Origin of the sequence: Psychrosphaera algicola, from assembly GCF_028401425.1 — a bacterium.
Lineage (GTDB): Bacteria > Pseudomonadota > Gammaproteobacteria > Enterobacterales > Alteromonadaceae > Psychrosphaera > Psychrosphaera algicola.
The window spans coordinates 2479643-2497571 of sequence record NZ_JAQOMS010000002.1; the positions used below are offsets into that span (position 1 = coordinate 2479643).

Consider the following 17929-nt stretch of genomic DNA (forward strand, 5'->3'; position numbering starts at 1 on the left):
AACTAAATAAATTCACGTATTAATCTGTCGACAGAATCCCTGTCGTAATTAGATTTTTCTACTTTAAGATAAATTCGATGTTCGTCTTCAACTAAGGTCGCTTCCATAACACCTGAGCAATCACTAATTTTATCAATTAATTGTTGCCATTGACCACCGTCAACAGGTTCGATTGGGATTGAAACTCGTTTCGAACTTGCCGGTAATACCATAGAGGATGCGATAATCAGCCATAGTAACGCAAGTACGGCATTTGCCGCAAACAAATAACTGAAGCCAAAATTTTGTACGAGGTAACCGCCTGTTATTCCACCTAAAAAAGCACCAAAAAATTGACTGCTTGAATAGACTCCCATCGCACTGCCTTTTTGTCCAGCTGGCGACAATCGTGCGACATGCGCTGGTAAACTTGCTTCCAAAAAATTGAAACCAATAAAAAATAAAAACAACGTTAAAATAAGCGGCCAAAACGACTGTGTTAAAACCATAGCGCTTAAGGCAATAATTAACATGCCTATAGCTGCTAAAAACATCACTTTTTCTAAAGACTTTTTGGCAGCGATAATGATCATCGGAACCATAAAAACAAATGATAAAAACAACACTGGAAGATAAATTTGCCAATGATTATCAATGGCTAAGCCTGCGTCGGTTAACAACACAGGTAAAGCGATAAACAATGATGTCATCATCATGTGTAATATCATGACGCCAAAATCAAGTCTAATAAGTTGTGGATGGCATAACATCGAAATTAATCGGCTAGAGGTCGCTGTCACTTCACCGCTGTGCCCACGGGTATAAGAAACAGGGACGATAGTTAACACAATTATAATGCCGACAACCGCCATAATAGCCGTCAGGTTAAAAACACCGGCTAAACCAAATGATTTTGCCACCATAGGGCCTAAAACTAATGCCGCAGCAAAGCTCATGCCGATACACATGCCAATAACAGCCATAACCTTTGGCCTTTGTTCTTCACGAGTAACATCTGATGCAAGCGCCAATACCGCACTGGCAATTGCTCCCATCCCTTGAATTGCTCTACCAAAGGTAACCATTTCAATGCTTTCGGCTAAGCCAGCAATTATACTACCAATGGCAAAGATAATTAGACCCAATACAATTATTCTTCGACGTCCATAACGATCTGAAAGCCAACCCATTGGTATTTGAAAAAGTGCTCATGGGTTAAACCATAGGCGCCAATGGCTAAACCAATCCACATAGGCGTTACACCTGACAGTTCTTGTCCATATATGGCTAATATAGGCATTAGCATGAACAAGCCCAACATTCTCATGGAGAATATGAGAGCTAAAGAGACGGCAGCTCTTTTTCTAAATTATTTAAACGGGTAGACTGCATGTTGTTAACTTAAAAGAATGTTCCAAACTTTGACAGACCGCACAGTATACTGGTAAACCAATATTAAAAAAGGTGTTTGAGGTCTAGTTTTTCGGATAAATCAAACATAACGACTTCAACTACAAAAAGAATAGTTGAAGTGTGCATGATCAGAAGAACCGAAGGTTGTGTTGATTTACAAGCAACAACCAAATCTTAGCTTAGAGTTGGCTTCGGATCTGCTTGGCTTGATCAAACCAAATTTCTTTTTCGCCGTTAGACAAAGCTGCATCTAGCTCTCGTTTGGCCTCCGCGGTACGTTCAAGTTTTATCAGTACCTGTGCTAGATGATAACGAATAGTCGCGTTATTAGAATCCATAGCATGGGCACTTCTTAACATTTCGAGTGCGGCATCATAACGTGCTTGGTGATAAAAGCCCCACCCTAACGTGTCTTTAATAGATGCATTTGAATCATTTAAGTCAAACGCTTTACGGGCAAACTCCATGGCGGTTTCTAACGATGAATCCATATTTATCATTGCCATATTATTTAGCAGAAAGGCATCATCTTTATAGTGACCTAAATCCATTAACTTCTGGTATAACGGTTTTGCCGATTGAAATTTATTCAAGTTCATATAGTGATCGGCTAACAACCTAATACGCCAAACTTGTTTAGGGTAGGTGGGAATAGATGCTTTAACCAAGGTCTCAAATTCAGCCGCTTTATAATTTTCTTTGGCAATTTGATACAAATTTAACAATGCTAAATTAAACTCTGGGTTTATTTCTATTGCCTGCCAATAATAGTCAAACGCTTTAGGAGTATCGCGTCTAGTGCTGGCAATATCACCTAATAATAAAAGAACATTAGGTTCGTTTTTCACATCTTTATACAGTTTTTCCGCTGCTAGCTGAGCTTGTTGTATTTCTTTTTATCTAACTCAAGTCGAATCGACTCTATATTAACTCTAAGGTTATTAGGAATTAAACTTTTAAGCTTAGCGATAGACTTCCCAGCACCTTCAAAATCGCCGACCTGACGTTGTAACACAGCAACGTCATAAATCATCTTAGGTTTGCCTTCCGCCAATCCATATAATATGCCTAACTGTTTAGCTGCTTCGTCTTTTTTGCCAAGCTTGTCTAATACAGCCACCTGTTTAAACAAATATGGCGGGTTAAACATATATGACGCAGATAACTCTTTAATCACTTTATAGGCCGATTGATATTCTTTTTGCTCAAAGTAAATGTCGTACAACAACTCTTGACTCAACCGTCCTGTTTTTTGGCCTGAACAGTGACCAACAAAGGTATTGCTTGGTCGAAGTTTTTGTATTCAGCATATATTTGAGCCAACATATATTTAACGTCTGCATGCGTCGAACGCTCTGCATGAAGTTCTTCTAAAATATTTTTTGCAACATCAAAACGACCCAACATCTTGTGGGTTGTTGCTAAGTTAAAGCGAGCTTCAAAAAAATCAGGGCGAGTTTCGAGTAACTTCACAATAATTTTTTGCGCTTCGGCTGCTTTATTTTGCTTAATTAATACCGCAGATTTAAAATTTTGTAGATCAAAATTATCTGGAAATTGCTCAGATAACTTTTCAACAACGTCATATGCTTGAGGAATATCACCGTTTTGCAGGAACATAAGGCCACGAGCTATGTCTAATCGAATATCAGACTTGTCATTTTTAACTCTTTCAATCAGCAACCTAGCCTGTCCAGAACGACCAGATTGGTTGTATATAGAGACTAAACGCAACGTAATATCGAGTTCATTTGGGTATTCATGTTCAAGTTTCTCTAACAGCATCTCAGCTTCAAATTTTTGACCATTACTCAAATATAAATCAACCAAACGTATGGCTAGTTTCAAATCACTGATCACAGCGGATTCGTGGCGCTCAAGTAGATAAGTTGCTTCGCGAGATTTGTCTTGTTTAAGATAAACGTTAGTCAACATCGAAATAGCGCGTAAATCACTAAGGTGCAAGATTTAAGTATTTGCTAAGTTCTTTTGACGCTTGCTCTATATTACCTTGTAAATATGAAGACAAGGCAGTGACAAAAATGAGAGATGGTTTATTAATAAACTCGTCTTCCGGGATCATTGAGGTGGTATTAGACAACGATTCTAACATTGAAGCCGATTGTTCATCTTGTTTTCTAATTGACATCATCCAACTTGAAAGCAACATAATATGTGGGTCTTCAGGGGTTACGGCCAAAATATCATTGATCATTTTTTCGGCGTCATCAATTCTACCCACTTTTATAAATGCAGAGATAATTGAACGTTGAACCACGGGGTCATTATTTACATAATTTAAAGCTTTATTGTACGACTCTATCGCTCCTTGATAGTCGTTTTTTGACATTCTAATTTGACCTTGAAGGTGGTAGGTACGATGGTCGTTTGGATTGATAATCAGTGAACGTGAAATTAGTTTTTGCGCTTCTTCAATATTCCCCAACGAAGATTCTAAAGACGCTAAGCTATTTAATGCACGAGTGTCTTTAGCATTCAAAGCAATGGCGTTTTGATAGGACTTACGACTCAATACGGTTAAATCTAGATTTTGGTACGCTATCGCTTTATTGATATAAAGCTCATATGCCGAACTGTCATTTAGCTTGTAACCATCGGCAAACACTAAAACCTCTTTGTAACGTTTGGCAAAGTTTAGTGCCGTGGCGTAATCAGATAATATTAAATTAATGTCGGCTTTATAGGCTAATGATTCTTCAAATTGCTTAATTGCTTCGTTGAAATAGCCACGCCTTAAAAAAATCTTTCCCATTAATATCTTTGCAGGCAAGTTGTCTGGTTGCGCATCTAAGGCATTTTTAGATAGATAAAGCTGGATTCGTATTTCTCTTCATAAAATGCTTGAACAGCTTGCTCATAATAACTATTTGCCGCTTTAGCGGCGAATGAAAATAAAAGTAAAAATGAAATCGATGCAGAAATTAGGGCACGGTGAAACATCGTAGAAGCCTCTGTTGCTTAACTTAGAGAAAGAGAATTAATTTTACTGTAAAGAAAACAAAAAAGATGGCAAAGGCCATCTTTTTTATTTTAAACAAAATTTAAATTTAGAAGTTTAATTTAAATTTCGATGATAATTTTTTCTGTCTAACGATAAAGGCTAAACCAAGTGCGAATATTGCAATTGAAGAAGGCTCAGGTACGTCAACTGGTGGTGTACCACCGCCGCCGTTACTTGTTTTTGCCGTTACACCCATCAATTTGAATGCGTCGTAATCACAATTTTCCATCTCGTTGTAAAGTCCGACCAACCAAAAGGTAGAAGAACCAGCATCACTATCCAAAGCATAATAATTACTTGAACCTTGTTTTGAAATAGTAGACATATCAACTTCGCTGTAGATATCATCCCAAGTTGACGTACCATTTGACATATTGGCTACATCTTGAGAAGAAATTGCAACTGCACCAACATCAAGAATGTTGTTTTGACCATCGCTATACCAACCGACACTAATACCTTCTAAACTTACTGCTTCTGAAAACGACAGCAATACCATGTCTTGGTCAGAATACATTAAACTGCTGCTGTAGTTATCAATTGAATGATCAGGCACAGAGTTTGAACTTTCATCACCGTTCACAACACCCCAACCGTTACTATCACCCCAATAATAAAGATCACCTTGCTCCACTATTTGGTCGTAATACTCTTTACTGTTTGATGCGCTAGTATCACCTTCTGAATCGGACCAACCAGTAATAACAACTTCGACGCCATCACTAGTAAGTGCAATCGATTCTGCATCTTTCCAAGTGCTACTATTAGAGCCGGCTACCCATGTACCATCTGAAATTATGTTTGATGATTGCAAATCCCAATCGATACTAGTCGATGTTGCTGTCGCATTTGCCGACGCTGTGATCGCCGCGATAATTGCCAATGTTCTTAACATATGTACTTCCTTCAACTCTACTAAAACCGAGTTTAAATTAATTTCGTCTACACTGGTAAAGCAATATACAAGCCAACATTTAAATTATTGTTTTACAACAACTTTAATGGTCAACCAATTTGAACTGTAAAAAATATAGACACTTAAATTTTTAGCCATTTTAACCTAATGGCTAAAATTGTCATTAACTAGTTACTTATTTTACAGTCACTATACAAAAGCTCGACGGTCTTTCCTATTTAAGTTTAAGAAAACGAGCATTGTTATTAAATTATTCACCAAATGATGGCATACTGACCGGTCAAATTATGAGGTTATGACGGTAATATGGATAAAATAGAAGTTAGGGGTGCGAGAACCCACAATCTAAAAGATGTTTCTTTAACGATTCCACGCGACAAACTCATTGTCATCACTGGACTATCCGGTTCAGGAAAATCATCTCTAGCTTTTGATACATTGTATGCCGAGGGCCAACGACGTTACGTTGAGTCTTTATCAGCCTATGCTCGTCAGTTTTTGTCATTAATGGAAAAGCCTGACGTTGATCATATAGAAGGCCTTAGTCCAGCAATATCAATTGAACAAAAATCAACGTCTCATAACCCACGCTCAACCGTAGGTACAATTACCGAAATTTACGACTACCTAAGACTGCTCTTTGCACGCATAGGGACACCAACATGTCCTACTCACGGCGAAAAACTAGAAGCACAAACCGTTTCGCAAATGGTCGACCGCATTCTAGCGTTGCCTGAAGGCAGCAAAATCATGCTGTTAGCTCCTATTGTTAGAGACCGTAAGGGTGAGCACGTTAAGACACTAGAAAACTTAGCGGCTCAAGGCTTTATTCGTGCGCGTATCGACGGTGAAGTATGTGACTTATCCGATCCTCCAGATTTAGAACTTCACAAAAAGCATACCATTGAGGTCGTTGTAGACCGTTTAAAAGTCCGCGACGATATTCAACAACGCCTTGCCGAGTCGATAGAAACGTGTTTAGAACTCAGTAGTGGCAATGTCCAAGTCGCTTACATGGATGAAGATAAAGAAGAGCTCACATTTAGCGCAAACTTTGCTTGCCCTAAATGTGGCTACTCCATGCAAGAATTAGAACCTCGGATGTTCTCGTTTAATAACCCTGCAGGGGCATGTTCAAGCTGTGATGGACTTGGTGTTAAGCAGTTTTTCGACCAAGAAAAAGTCGTTATTAATAGTGAACTAAGTCTAATAGGCGGTGCAATACGCGGTTGGGATAAACGTAACTTCTACTATTTCCAAATGCTTAAGTCTCTTGCTGACCACTACAAAATCGACTTGTCATTACCATTTTCAGAATTGTCAGACGACCATCGCCACGTGATCTTAAATGGCAGTGGCCAACAGCCAATCGAATTTAAATATATGAACGACAGAGGCGATGTAGTTGTTAGAAATCATCCTTTTGAAGGCATATTAACTAATATGGAAAGGCGTTATCGCGAAACAGAATCTAATTCTGTGCGTGAAGAACTTACTAAATATATTAGTACTCAGCATTGCCCTTCATGTGATGGTAGCCGACTTCGTGAAGAAGCGAGAAATGTCTTTGTTACTGGCGTTAACTTGCCAACAATTTCAGATATGTCGATTGGTGAAGCGAGCGAGTTTTTCCAAAACATGGAACTGACTGGCCAAAAAGCCCAAATCGCTGAAAAAATCCTAAAAGAGATCTGCCAACGACTCGGGTTTCTAGTCAATGTTGGACTCAATTATTTATCTATTTCGAGAAGCGCAGAGACCCTGTCAGGCGGTGAAGCTCAGCGAATAAGACTCGCCAGTCAAATAGGTGCTGGCTTAGTGGGCGTCATGTATGTACTTGATGAACCTTCAATAGGTTTGCATCAACGAGACAACGACCGTCTATTGCAAACTTTAGTGCACTTAAGAGACTTAGGAAACACAGTAATTGTTGTAGAACACGATGAAGACGCCATTCGAGCAGCGGACCATGTTATCGACATCGGCCCAGGTGCTGGAGTTCACGGTGGCGAAATCATCGCCCAGGTACGCCTGATGAAGTTGAAAACACACCGGGTTCATTAACGGGTGAATACCTTTCTGGCGCTCGGGAAATCGCAGTCCCTAAAACCAGAACGCCAATCGACCGCAAAAAGATGTTGACGCTATCCGGTGCGACCGGCAACAACTTAAAAGATGTGACGATAGAAATCCCTCTCGGCTTAATGACTTGTGTAACGGGTGTGTCAGGTTCAGGTAAATCAACGTTAATAAATAGTACGTTATACCCAATTGCGCATCGTGAACTCAATAACGCAACTACCTCTGAACCAAGTCCGTATCGCGATATTACAGGTATGGATCAGCTAGACAAAGTCATCGACATTGACCAAAGTCCAATTGGTCGAACACCAAGATCTAATCCAGCAACATACACTGGTATTTTTACCAATATACGTGACATGTTTGCCGGTACGCAGGAAGCACGCTCCCGCGGTTACAAAGCGGGTCGCTTTAGTTTCAATGTTAAAGGTGGTCGTTGTGAAGCCTGTCAGGGTGACGGCATGATCAAAGTGGAAATGCATTTTTTACCGGATGTGTATGTACCTTGTGATGTTTGTAAAAGCCAACGTTATAACCGTGAAACCCTAAGTAACTTACAAAAACAAAAATATTCATCAAGTTCTCGATATGACGGTTGAAGACGCCAGAGAATTTTTCGATGCGATCCCAGCGATTTCGAGAAAACTGCAAACGCTTATGGACGTTGGTTTAAGCTACATCCGTTTAGGTCAGTCAGCGACAACATTATCTGGTGGTGAAGCCCAACGAGTGAAACTCGCAAAAGAGTTGTCCAAAAGAGATACAGGTCAAACGCTGTATATTCTTGATGAACCTACAACTGGCTTGCACTTTTACGATATTGAGCAACTACTAACCGTCTTGCATCGTCTGCGGGATCACGGTAATACACTGGTGATTATCGAGCACAATTTGGATGTTGTGAAAACAGCGGACTGGATTGTCGATTTGGGTCCTGAAGGGGTTCAGGTGGCGGTGAGATTTTGGTCGCCGGTACGCCTGAAGAAGTATGTGAAAATACAACCTCTCATACAGCTAAATACTTAAAAGAACTTTTGGTTGGCAAAACCATATAAGTTTCTGGTTTTAAGCAAACAAAAAGGGTTAATTAACAATTAACCCTTTTTGTTATTTTTGTCCCATCCTAAAATGTGCTCACACGTCTTCGTCGGGACAATTAAAAGTTATAATATGGTCTGAACTTGTCACTACGGTTCGACGTCCGGCAGTTGTCCAAGTAAAAATGTCTCTAATTGCTCGGCGGGCATCGGCTTCGCGTGGAAATAGCCTTGAGAAACATCACAATTTAAATTGCGAATAAAGTCCAACTGGAATTGTGTCTCAATCCCTTCTGCGACAGTTTCTTTACCTAACTTTTGACTTAGCGAGATAACAGTCTCAGCAATAATGCCATCGCCACCCTCGCCGATACCTTTAATAAACTCTCTATCAACTTTAATTCTATCCAACGGCAACTGTTGTAAATAACTTAGCGACGAAAATCCTGTACCAAAATCGTCGATCGCAATCGCAAATTTATTCTTTTTAAGCTCTTCAAGCGCAATGATCACCAGTTTTGGATCATCCATAACAACACTTTCGGTGATCTCCAATTCAATTTGCTCAGGGTCAACTTCGTATTTTTTGGCGGTCTCAATGACGTTTTGAACAAAATTAGAATTACGGAATTGAGGCATCGATATATTCACCGCAACACGCAATCCAGTAAGCCCGAGTTGCTCAAGTTTTTTAACTTGCTCACAAGACTGTTCTAGCACCCACATACCTAATTCAACGATAAGGCCGGAATATTCAGCGAGTGGAATAAAAATCAGTGGTGAAATAAATCCACCATCGCTATTTGGCCAGCGTAATAACGCCTCCATGCCATCAAATCGGCCAGTTTTAACATTTAATTGCGGTTGATACCAAACCTGTAATTTACCGTGATTAAAGTCATTGACTAAACTGCGGATCATACCGAGTCGCCAACTTGTTTCATCTTCCATTTCGGTTTCATAAAACCGATACCGAGATTGAGTGTCTTTTTTCGCTTTGTTTAGTGCAATGTTTGTATGTTTTAGTACCGATAAACCATTTTTTCCGCCATTCAATTTATCGCAAATCCCCAAAGTCGCATTTATAGGGATTAGATGCTCTTCGGCTTGAAAAGATTGATTAAACAAGGGCAAAACAACATTGGTATCTAATGTTTTTGTAGTTCCAATAAAACCAAATATATCGGCCCCGATCCGTGCAATAGTCACACTTGGGTCCAATGAATTTTTTAATCGCTCTGTCACACATAATAACAAGGCGTTGCCCGCCTCTTGACCAAGTCCATCATTGATATCAGAAAAGTGGTCAATGTCTAGTAACATCACCCTATCCCCTGACAACCTGTTTTTTGTGTACAGGTCGAGCAATTGGATAAAACGCGAGCGGTTTGCTAAGCCCGTTAATCGATCTTGGTAAGCGACCTGACTAACTTGTTTAATGAGAATAGAGTTGTCTAACGACGAACCAACGTTTGCACAATAGGTTTGCAGTAAAGCCGCTGATATTGTTTCAACAATCGAGTTATTTAAAACCAAAATAGCCGTGCAGGACTTCGCTTCGATATAAATAATTTCAATATCATCTTCAAAAACGTGACCGCTGGTTTTAATTGCTTTGCTAATTAAATGAACCACATTTTCACTCATGACACATTCAAAGCGCATATCTGTAAATTGTTGGTAAGCACCAATTCCACGATTGACCCAAAAACCATCCTCCGGCACAAACTTTTTGTCTTTTGAATAGTTTAATAACAGTGCTGCGTCGGTTCCGCCGGCAAACAACTTATTTGAATTACCAACAAGTAAGTCGGTAAATTCTTGAAACTGCTCTGTGGATATTAACTCTTGATTTAGCGTGTTAATTTGTTCTAAAAAGTTTCTGGATTGGCTTATGACTGATAATTGCTGAAAAGACCGTATAGCAGAGAAAACAGACGTTAAAAGCTTATTTCGTGTAAGCTCAGTCTTGGTTTTGTAATCGTTAATATCGTATTCCATGATCACGCTCTCTTCTGGAGCATAACCCGGTTGTCCTGTTCGTAGAATAATTCTGACATCCGTCAGTTTTAAATTTTCTCGGATTTTTCTGACAGCCATTAATCCAGCATCGTCAGATTCCATAACCACATCAAGTAAAATAACAGCGATATCTTTTACAGTTGTGAGAATGTCTAATGCCTCATTTCCTGAATACGCATGTAAAAATTCCAATCGGCAATTGCCAACTAAGGTATTGGCTAAAGCCAATTCAGTTATTTTGTGGATCTCAGGTTCGTCATCAACAATTAATATTTTCCATGAGCCTGTAACTTTAGCTTCATCCGCAAAGTCTGGTTCATTTTCGTTGTCAGCGAAAATAAATGTATCGTCTTCTACCATATTGGTTGCATGTCTATTCACGAATGTCCTATTCCATTTCCCAAACCCGTAAGTAAAAAATTACTTGTTATAACAAGTGTAGATAGTATTTTTAATTAAAACCATCCTAAATTAAATTTTATCTTTTTGACATTGTATTAAATTTTCTTAACTATAAGTGAAACTTTGTTAAAGGAATATCATGGCTAACCAAGCGTTGCATCCTAGTCGCACTAAATACCTCGCGTTGTTAAAACAAACAACCGGGATTGAATTTGCACTTGTGCCTGAAGCTGAACCACAGCTAGAGCATAAAGCAATCCGTACAACCAATGCGGGCGACCAAATTTATATTAAAAATCCAGAGTCCAATTTGTTGCAACGCGGGCACAAACGTGAGCAAATTCTACTCTCTCGTCAACAAAATAATCTAGAGCAAATTTTTAGTTTGGCACTTGAGTATGTCAATCAAGATGCCCAATTTGAACGCTTAGACTTAGATTGGTTAATGAAATTTACTGAATTTGCAAAGTCGAGTTTTTCTTCAACCAAACAAGAGCTGTGGGCGAAAATTTTGGCTGTAGAGTTAAGTCAGGTCGGTACTTTTTCATTCCGTAGTCTTAAAACACTTTCTGAGATCAGCAGTAATGAGGCAATGACATTTTATCGTTCGGTGTCTTTAGCGTGTCGTATTGGGGAGGAAAAAGGCGCTAAAATTTTAACTGGAATTTATAAAAAACCAACGTTGATGTCGATATTTAGCGGTTCTAATCGAATGGTGATAAACCTCAACAAATTTGGACTTTCGTATCCCCAATTAATGACGCTCGGTGAGTTGGGCTTGCTGTATACTCAAGAGATAGAGTCTGCACCATATTCATTTAACGACAAAATTCAGTTAAATTACCATGGCCAATCTATTGGTATGACAATACAGCAAAAAGAAGTGATATTTACCTATTACAAATTTACCCAAACGGGCTATGAATTAAGTAAATTAGTCGCCTCAGACAAAGATAACAACTATCTAAAAACCTTGATTTCAGATTTCAGAGGGCTAGTTGATTTTCAATCTGAGGTTAATGTTAAAAGCTAGATTCGAGTGAGACAAATACAGAATTCCATTCTGCTTTTGCTACGATTCCGTCTTCATATTGATAAGATATCTGTTGGTCTTTATAACCGATATAGACGGTAATGGCTGCCAACATATTTTCTGAAAATTGATAGCCAATCGCTGTTTCGTAATCATGGTTTTTATCTCCTGTTTGATATTCAAAATAGGAGAACAAACCCATTAACGGCAAACTACTTGTCAATTTAGCATAAAATAAAGGTTCAATTGAGGACACGCTCGTTTGAGAGTTAGCCCCGGAATTTACGTCTGCAACCTGATATTCCGTATCTTGAAATCGAAAATTGACACCCAAATCAAAGCTCAATATATCTCTGTCGACAATTTCATAATAAGAAATAAAATCGACAATTTCATATTCGCCGCCATAGTTCAATTCACTTGCAATACTATATAGTTGGCCGCCCAAACGATACGTTTGATCGAGTAACGCGATGTCTTCAAAATCAAATTTTGAGTAACCCATCTTCACATTTGGAATTAAAAATATCGGATGTTCTATGCTACCGTAAATTCGGATTTGGCTTTGTGAATCGCTACTCCAACTCAAAACGGCATCATCAGCTTCGCCAACGTAACCCGTATTATCCGCCTGCCAATGCTGTAGCCCAAATTTAACACCCAAGGTATCAGCAAATGCACCACAACTTGCCATCATCAATAAAATTGCTAGCCATTTGCTGTTCATTGGTTACCCCTGTATCAACAACTTGTTCAAATCAATGATCGCGGCATTTGCCCGGGAAATATAATTGGCCATTACTAATGAATGATTGGCTAATAAACCAAAACCGCTGCCGTTCAAAACCATCGGGCTCCATATGGCTTCTTGACTCGACTCTAATTCCCGAATGATTTGTTTAAGGCTTGTCGTTGCACCTTTTTTCGTAGTGTTTCGGCAAAATCAACTTCTATGGCTTTCAAAAAGTGTAATAAAGCCCAACTTGCGCCTCGCGTTTCATAAAACACATCATCTATTTTCCACCAACTGGTTTTCACTTGCATAGTCGAAGGCGCAGATGTTGACTGTTTTGCAGACTGTTCACCGGCTAAGTCGGTATTTGAACGCTCCTAGCTTACACTTGCACTGAGTCGTTGACTCAAACTACCTAAGCGTTTTTCAACTTCATTAAGCCACTCTCTTAGATTATCTGCCCGGGCATAAAACTGCGCGGTATTCTGACTTTTATCAGCAAGTGAGTTTCGGTAACTAATAAGGGCTTCAACTGCTTTTCCATATTCCGACTCAGCACTTGGCCACGCCCAAGACCTATGGTCTATATTAAACTGCGGTTGTGCAATTTTAAGATATGGGTTTTCTAAGGACTGTGACTGAGAGCGACTAAAATCTTTACGCAATGACAAGGCCAGATCACGAACCATTTCCAATGCACCAAATTCGAACGCTGGCATATTATCCAGCATGACACTTGGCGGCATGATGTCATTAGACAAGTACCCACCTTGGTTTATGTAAAAGCGTGTTAGTCACTTCGATTAATGTATGCGTTGTTGTAAAACCGGTTACAACCTCAACATTAAGTTTTTTGGCCTCTTCAACTGCGCGATGTTGCACGTTAAATACGTCGGGCATAAAACTCCAATACTGTGCTAACACTAACATTAGCAACGAGACGGTCCCGACAGCGGTCGCTATCCATTTATACATAAAATTCGCCTTTTTAGTGTTTATGTTCGTCAAGTATCGACTTTACCGAAAACGTAATTTGAAACTTTCGACCTGAACTGGTGGTAAATTCAACGTCTACTTTCGAACCGGCTTTTGGATAATTAGTTAAGTTTATAAACATTAAGTGCATTCCACCGCTTTCAAATTTAATTGAGTCATTAGCAGGAAGCAGGATTTGATCCACTTTTACCATTCGCATGTTGTCGCCATTCATAATGTGGTTATGAAACTCGACTCTTTCGGATATTGTGGAGCTTGCATTAATCAAATATTCATCTGTATCAGAGCTATTGGTTAATGAAAAGAATCCTGCTGTGCTTGGCATCCCATGAATCGCAGCTCTAATTACAGGTTCAACCATAACTAAGTGATGACCAAAGCTAATATTACTCCAAAGAATTGCCGCACTAAGTGCCACAATTTTCCATATTTTTAACGACATACAAACCTCCAATAATGAGATTTGTCTATCTTACCCGATCCAAATTTAATTTGGACCTCATTTATTATATGCAGGTTCATTTGAGTCAGAAAAAATCCAATACAACACCATTGCGACCAAAATTATTGGCCAGAAAAATGACACTCCAACAAATAGCATAGTTGCACAAACCAAGCCCGCAAAGAAAATCACAGCACTGAATACACTTATAAATAAAACTAACACTAAAGCCGCGGCAAAAAGACCACGCCAACTATCAACGCATTTGAGATTAGCCAGTCAAATCCTTCAATATCACCACTGTAAGTAATATGGCCATTGCTAAATGGGCTCATATGCCAAAATATACTCAATGCTAAAAATACCAAAATTACTTTCATTAATGATTTCATGACTATGGCCTCCTAATAACGTTTTGTTGGCATCAAAATAACCGCCAATAAATAACCAAAGATTGCAGCTGCGGGGAAAAACAAACCAAACCCAATTGTTGCCGCCCGAACTAACTATGGTCGGTTGACCATAATGTGCAGCGATTCCCGCACATACACCCGACAATTTACGATTTAAATAATCTTTCGCCAAAGGTTTACCTAGATATTCTGATTTCATGATATTTCTCCAATAATTGGAGCGACTTTTAGTTGGTCGCTCACCAATAAATAGTTAATTTTAAGATTAGCCGTTTGCAACTTTTGCTTTAAGTTCTTGTAACTCAGTTTCTACTTTTGAGTCCGCTTCAAGTTTTCTAAATTGCTCTTCAAGTGACGGATTAGAAGTAACATCGTAAGCTTCCACTTGGCTTTCTAGGTTTTCAATTTTCTGATGTAACTGCTCGTAACGTTGGCTGACACTTTCTAGCTTACTGCTGTCTATTTGACGACGTGTATGCAATTGAACGACTGCTGCTTGTTCACGTTTCATTAGTGTGTTTTGTTTCTGTTTTGCTTCTGACAATTTAGTCTGTAACGACGAAGCGTCGTTAGTAATGGCGGCAAGGCTTGTTTCAACAACATTTAGCTGCGCTTGAATTTCTGAAATTTCATTTTCACATTCAGATTTAGCAATGAGTGCCTGTAGCGTGCAAGATCTTCACGCTCTTTATTTACCGCAAGTTCGGCTTTGTGTTGCCAGTCTGTGCTTTGAGAAGTTAACTTAGTGATTTTACGTTCCATCACTTTTTCTCTGCAATAAACTGCGCTGCCTGACAACGTATATCAACCAATGCTTCTTCCATTTCATGGATGATCATACGTAACATCTTTTCAGGTTTTTCTGCACTATCTAATGCTGAATTTAAGTTTGAATTTACTATGTCTACAAATCGAGTGATAACGCCCATGACGGCCTCCTATTGATACTCAAATATTCTGCTAAGCAGTTTTTGTTTTGTGTTTTTAACAATTTATTTGTTTAACTACTCTGTCCTTATTCCAATCATCGTGCCAACACATAAGTTATTGTTTTTATTTATTATTTAAAGAACCCTCCTATTATCACAATTTTAACAACTGCATATAGTGGCTAAATTAACCACCTATATAGCGCAATTGACCAACACATTTATTGCAAAGATCTGAGGCATTTTTACGTTAATAAAGTGTGATTAACGTTTTATAAACCTGCGGCAAACAATTGGATAATATGCTCCGCAAATTTATCGCGAACACAGACCTTCCTCTGGAAATAAATGGTTAGGTAGACCAGTTCTAACGATGGATCAAAAATATGCGAAACAGCGGAAATGGATATTACAAGTAGAGGCGCTAAGTTGTTGATCAGCCGCTAATAGGTGGGGATAGTCGACCGAAATCGATAACTTAATAAGACATTAAATAATACTAATCCTAATAATTAACTAGGGTTGATTTCGTACGCTATAGATTTTTGGATTTTTGGATTTTTGGATTTTTGGATTTTTGGATTTTTGGATTTTTGGATTTTTGGATTTTTGGATTTTTGGATTTTTGGATTTTTGGAAGGGGTAAACACTAACTATTAGATAGCGCTATACAACTCTTTTTAGCGCCATCTATTTTTGGGGTGCATTTTTTGAAACCGCACCCCAAACCGATACACATTTACCAACAGATAAACACATCCTAAACTCAATACCGGCGACAATGCCGCGATAAATAGGGTGGCTGCGGTATACATCATTATTCAGCACCGTCATCTTCGTTAAGTGAAAATGTAGCGGCATATTCTTTCGAAATATTTAACGCCATTTTCGCTTGAACTAAAAACGTATCTTGTGTGATATTTTTAGTTTGTGCATGAACCAAAGCTGATACATGTTGAGTTTGATTGTGAATCAAGTTGTCTAATTTCGCTACATTATTGATTTCGTCAATTGTAACCGGTGTAGACATAACCAGACTTGTTGCTAGGATTAATGATTGCATGATAATTCTCCAATTTTAGTTTATTTAATAACTTAGTCGAAGTATTAGTTACAAAGGTTGTGCCATACTCAAAATAAATTTTAAACAACTGATATTAAAGGGATTATCAAAAATTAGCATTCAAGAAATAAAACAACCAATATGGTTTCAGATTAACATATTGGTTATTTTAACCACTATTTAGTCAATTTCTCTTTGGCGGAAATATGAAGAGGCTTCGTGCAGTAGTTCTTTACCTTGGTTTGTCTGACTTAACGCCGTTTTCACTTAAATAACGACGAAATATTTTTGCGCTCTGGCAGGCCCTGAAATAGTCCCATCATATGGCGCAGAACATGCCAAGCTCGGCCTCCACCGGCTTCGTGACCAGTAATATAGTCAGACACATGAGATAACACTTCTGTACGGCTTGGCTTTGCAGACTCATTATCTAAATACACAACTTGATCAACATCCGCCATTAAATATGGATTATGGTAAATTTCACGCCCCATCATGACACCGTCCACATGCTTAAGGTGCTCGGTGCATTCTTCCAACGTTTTTATTCCGCCGTTTATAATGATTTCTAACTCTGGATACATTTTTTAATTTTATAGACACGTTCGTAGTCAAGAGGAGGAATGTCGCGGTTTTCTTTTGGACTTAAGCCCGTCAACCAGGCTTTTCGTGCGTGAATGATAAACGTATCACAACCCGCGTCTTTGACAGTCTCAATAAAAGTTTGTAAAAATTCAAAACTGTCCTGCTCGTCTATTCCAATGCGAGACTTAATTGTCACAGGAATTTCAACAACGGCTTTCATCGCTCGGACACATTCAGCGACCAATTCAGGATTTGCCATTAAACATGCGCCAAACATGCCGTTTTGAACACGGTCTGACGGACAACCAACATTTAAATTTATCTCGTCGTACCCACGCTCTTCAGCAAGCTTTGCACATTTAGCAAGGGCTTCGGGATCGCTACCACCAAGTTGCAATGCCACAGGCTGCTCAGCATCGTTAAATTGTAGGTAGTCGCCTTTACCAAAAATAATGGCCCCTGTTGTTACCATTTCAGTATATAAAACGGCGTGCTTTGACATCGTTCGATAAAAATAACGGCAATGCCTGTCAGTCCAATCGAGCATAGGCGCTACGCAAAATCGACGATCTATCTTATTCGTTGAATTACTAGAAATATTGCTGCGGGACTCCGCTTGATCTTTAATACTGTCCGTCACGTTAAAAACTCTCTTTATACCCAGATTTTCTCAATTTTGCTAAACGCTTACATACAAGTCGTTAAACAATTTTTGCGTTCACAAATTTACTAAAATACACAGATGCTTTATTCCAACTTCAATTAGCACCGCTATACCGGAATTGAATAATTACAGAGATTATACACTGAAATCCAACGAACCTTTAACTTAGTCACCATCAAATTAACTAACTGATAAGCA

16 protein-coding genes and 4 pseudogenes are annotated in these 17929 nt (G+C 38.9%); 2 read left to right on the plus strand and 18 right to left on the minus strand.

Features of this window, described 5'->3' with window-relative positions; all coding sequences use genetic code 11:
- Positions 1-2: 2 nt before the first annotated feature.
- The 7 genes and pseudogenes from PN838_RS13470 to xdp1 all read right to left on the minus strand — a co-directional run bounded on the left by PN838_RS13470 (position 3) and on the right by xdp1 (position 5309).
- Positions 3-1315: pseudogene (locus PN838_RS13470) on the minus strand (MFS transporter).
- A gap of 256 nt (positions 1316-1571) precedes the next feature.
- On the minus strand, positions 1572-2240 hold the full coding sequence (locus tag PN838_RS13480) for a tetratricopeptide repeat protein (RefSeq protein ID WP_272181002.1): 669 nt from the start codon (positions 2238-2240) through the stop codon (positions 1572-1574).
- Positions 2241-2263: 23 nt separating this feature from the next.
- On the minus strand, positions 2264-2632 hold the full coding sequence (locus tag PN838_RS13485; protein WP_272181003.1) for a tetratricopeptide repeat protein: 369 nt from the start codon (positions 2630-2632) through the stop codon (positions 2264-2266).
- Entirely contained in the window at positions 2629-3357 is a 729-nt protein-coding gene (locus PN838_RS13490; RefSeq protein ID WP_272181004.1) for a tetratricopeptide repeat protein, read from the minus strand. Before PN838_RS13490 ends, PN838_RS13485 begins: the two co-directional genes overlap by 4 nt.
- Positions 3347-4165 carry a tetratricopeptide repeat protein gene (locus PN838_RS13495; protein WP_272181005.1) on the minus strand — a complete coding sequence of 273 codons (819 nt, stop codon included), beginning with the start codon at positions 4163-4165 and terminating at the stop codon, positions 3347-3349. Before PN838_RS13495 ends, PN838_RS13490 begins: the two co-directional genes overlap by 11 nt.
- 35 nt (positions 4166-4200) lie before the next feature.
- The gene (locus PN838_RS13500; protein ID WP_272181006.1) at positions 4201-4353 is read right to left on the minus strand and encodes a hypothetical protein; all 153 of its coding nucleotides are present in this window, start codon (positions 4351-4353) and stop codon (positions 4201-4203) included.
- A gap of 107 nt (positions 4354-4460) precedes the next feature.
- Positions 4461-5309 carry an exosortase-dependent surface protein XDP1 gene (gene xdp1 / locus PN838_RS13505; protein ID WP_272181007.1) on the minus strand — a complete coding sequence of 283 codons (849 nt, stop codon included), beginning with the start codon at positions 5307-5309 and terminating at the stop codon, positions 4461-4463.
- A gap of 327 nt (positions 5310-5636) precedes the next feature.
- Between xdp1 and uvrA the strand changes: the two are divergent.
- A pseudogene (gene uvrA, locus PN838_RS13510) lies at positions 5637-8467 on the plus strand (excinuclease ABC subunit UvrA).
- A gap of 132 nt (positions 8468-8599) precedes the next feature.
- Here the strand turns inward: uvrA and PN838_RS13515 are convergent.
- Positions 8600-10852, minus strand: coding sequence for a bifunctional diguanylate cyclase/phosphodiesterase (locus PN838_RS13515; RefSeq protein WP_272181008.1), 2253 nt, complete (start codon positions 10850-10852; stop codon positions 8600-8602).
- Positions 10853-11012: 160 nt separating this feature from the next.
- Between PN838_RS13515 and PN838_RS13520 the strand changes: the two genes are divergently transcribed.
- Positions 11013-11906, plus strand: coding sequence for a TIGR03899 family protein (locus PN838_RS13520; protein WP_215963221.1), 894 nt, complete (start codon positions 11013-11015; stop codon positions 11904-11906).
- Here the strand turns inward: PN838_RS13520 and PN838_RS13525 are convergent.
- The 10 genes and pseudogenes from PN838_RS13525 to dusA form a co-directional block, all read right to left on the minus strand.
- The gene (locus tag PN838_RS13525) at positions 11896-12633 is read right to left on the minus strand and encodes a TIGR04219 family outer membrane beta-barrel protein (protein WP_215963220.1); all 738 of its coding nucleotides are present in this window, start codon (positions 12631-12633) and stop codon (positions 11896-11898) included. The genes PN838_RS13520 and PN838_RS13525 overlap by 11 nt on opposite strands.
- Positions 12634-12636: 3 nt before the next feature.
- Positions 12637-13385, minus strand: a pseudogene (locus PN838_RS13530) (DUF2333 family protein).
- A gap of 7 nt (positions 13386-13392) precedes the next feature.
- Positions 13393-13614: a DUF2333 family protein gene (locus PN838_RS27340; RefSeq protein WP_370661035.1), complete on the minus strand. Its 222-nt coding sequence runs from the start codon at positions 13612-13614 to the stop codon at positions 13393-13395.
- A gap of 13 nt (positions 13615-13627) precedes the next feature.
- Positions 13628-14077 (minus strand): copper chaperone PCu(A)C, encoded by a 450-nt coding sequence (locus PN838_RS13535; RefSeq protein ID WP_272181009.1) that lies wholly within the window; start codon positions 14075-14077, stop codon positions 13628-13630.
- Positions 14078-14398: 321 nt separating this feature from the next.
- On the minus strand, positions 14399-14689 hold the full coding sequence (locus PN838_RS13540; RefSeq protein WP_272181010.1) for a PspC domain-containing protein: 291 nt from the start codon (positions 14687-14689) through the stop codon (positions 14399-14401).
- Positions 14690-14755: 66 nt separating this feature from the next.
- Positions 14756-15145 (minus strand): PspA/IM30 family protein, encoded by a 390-nt coding sequence (locus PN838_RS13545; RefSeq protein ID WP_334313515.1) that lies wholly within the window; start codon positions 15143-15145, stop codon positions 14756-14758.
- Positions 15094-15252, minus strand: coding sequence for a hypothetical protein (locus PN838_RS13550; RefSeq protein WP_272181011.1), 159 nt, complete (start codon positions 15250-15252; stop codon positions 15094-15096). The genes PN838_RS13545 and PN838_RS13550 overlap by 52 nt, the downstream gene beginning before the upstream one ends.
- On the minus strand, positions 15252-15419 hold the full coding sequence (locus tag PN838_RS13555; protein WP_272181012.1) for a PspA/IM30 family protein: 168 nt from the start codon (positions 15417-15419) through the stop codon (positions 15252-15254). Before PN838_RS13555 ends, PN838_RS13550 begins: the two co-directional genes overlap by 1 nt.
- 817 nt (positions 15420-16236) lie before the next feature.
- The gene (locus PN838_RS13560) at positions 16237-16482 is read right to left on the minus strand and encodes a hypothetical protein (protein WP_215963215.1); all 246 of its coding nucleotides are present in this window, start codon (positions 16480-16482) and stop codon (positions 16237-16239) included.
- A gap of 232 nt (positions 16483-16714) precedes the next feature.
- Positions 16715-17614 (minus strand): annotated as a pseudogene (dusA, locus tag PN838_RS13565) (tRNA dihydrouridine(20/20a) synthase DusA).
- Positions 17615-17929 lie beyond the last annotated feature (315 nt).

Excerpts from the sequence above, each read along its gene's own strand:
- PN838_RS13495 (WP_272181005.1), bottom strand. The coding sequence starts at position 4,165 with ATGGGAAAGATTTTTTTAAGGCGTGGCTATTTCAACGAAGCAATTAAG.
- PN838_RS13500 (WP_272181006.1), bottom strand. The coding sequence starts at position 4,353 with ATGTTTCACCGTGCCCTAATTTCTGCATCGATTTCATTTTTACTTTTA.
- xdp1 (WP_272181007.1), bottom strand. The coding sequence starts at position 5,309 with ATGTTAAGAACATTGGCAATTATCGCGGCGATCACAGCGTCGGCAAAT.
- PN838_RS13520 (WP_215963221.1), top strand. The coding sequence starts at position 11,013 with ATGGCTAACCAAGCGTTGCATCCTAGTCGCACTAAATACCTCGCGTTG.
- PN838_RS13525 (WP_215963220.1), bottom strand. The coding sequence starts at position 12,633 with ATGAACAGCAAATGGCTAGCAATTTTATTGATGATGGCAAGTTGTGGT.
- PN838_RS27340 (WP_370661035.1), bottom strand. The coding sequence starts at position 13,614 with ATGTATAAATGGATAGCGACCGCTGTCGGGACCGTCTCGTTGCTAATG.
- PN838_RS13535 (WP_272181009.1), bottom strand. The coding sequence starts at position 14,077 with ATGTCGTTAAAAATATGGAAAATTGTGGCACTTAGTGCGGCAATTCTT.
- PN838_RS13540 (WP_272181010.1), bottom strand. The coding sequence starts at position 14,689 with ATGAAATCAGAATATCTAGGTAAACCTTTGGCGAAAGATTATTTAAAT.
- PN838_RS13550 (WP_272181011.1), bottom strand. The coding sequence starts at position 15,252 with ATGGAACGTAAAATCACTAAGTTAACTTCTCAAAGCACAGACTGGCAA.
- PN838_RS13555 (WP_272181012.1), bottom strand. The coding sequence starts at position 15,419 with ATGGGCGTTATCACTCGATTTGTAGACATAGTAAATTCAAACTTAAAT.
- PN838_RS13560 (WP_215963215.1), bottom strand. The coding sequence starts at position 16,482 with ATGCAATCATTAATCCTAGCAACAAGTCTGGTTATGTCTACACCGGTT.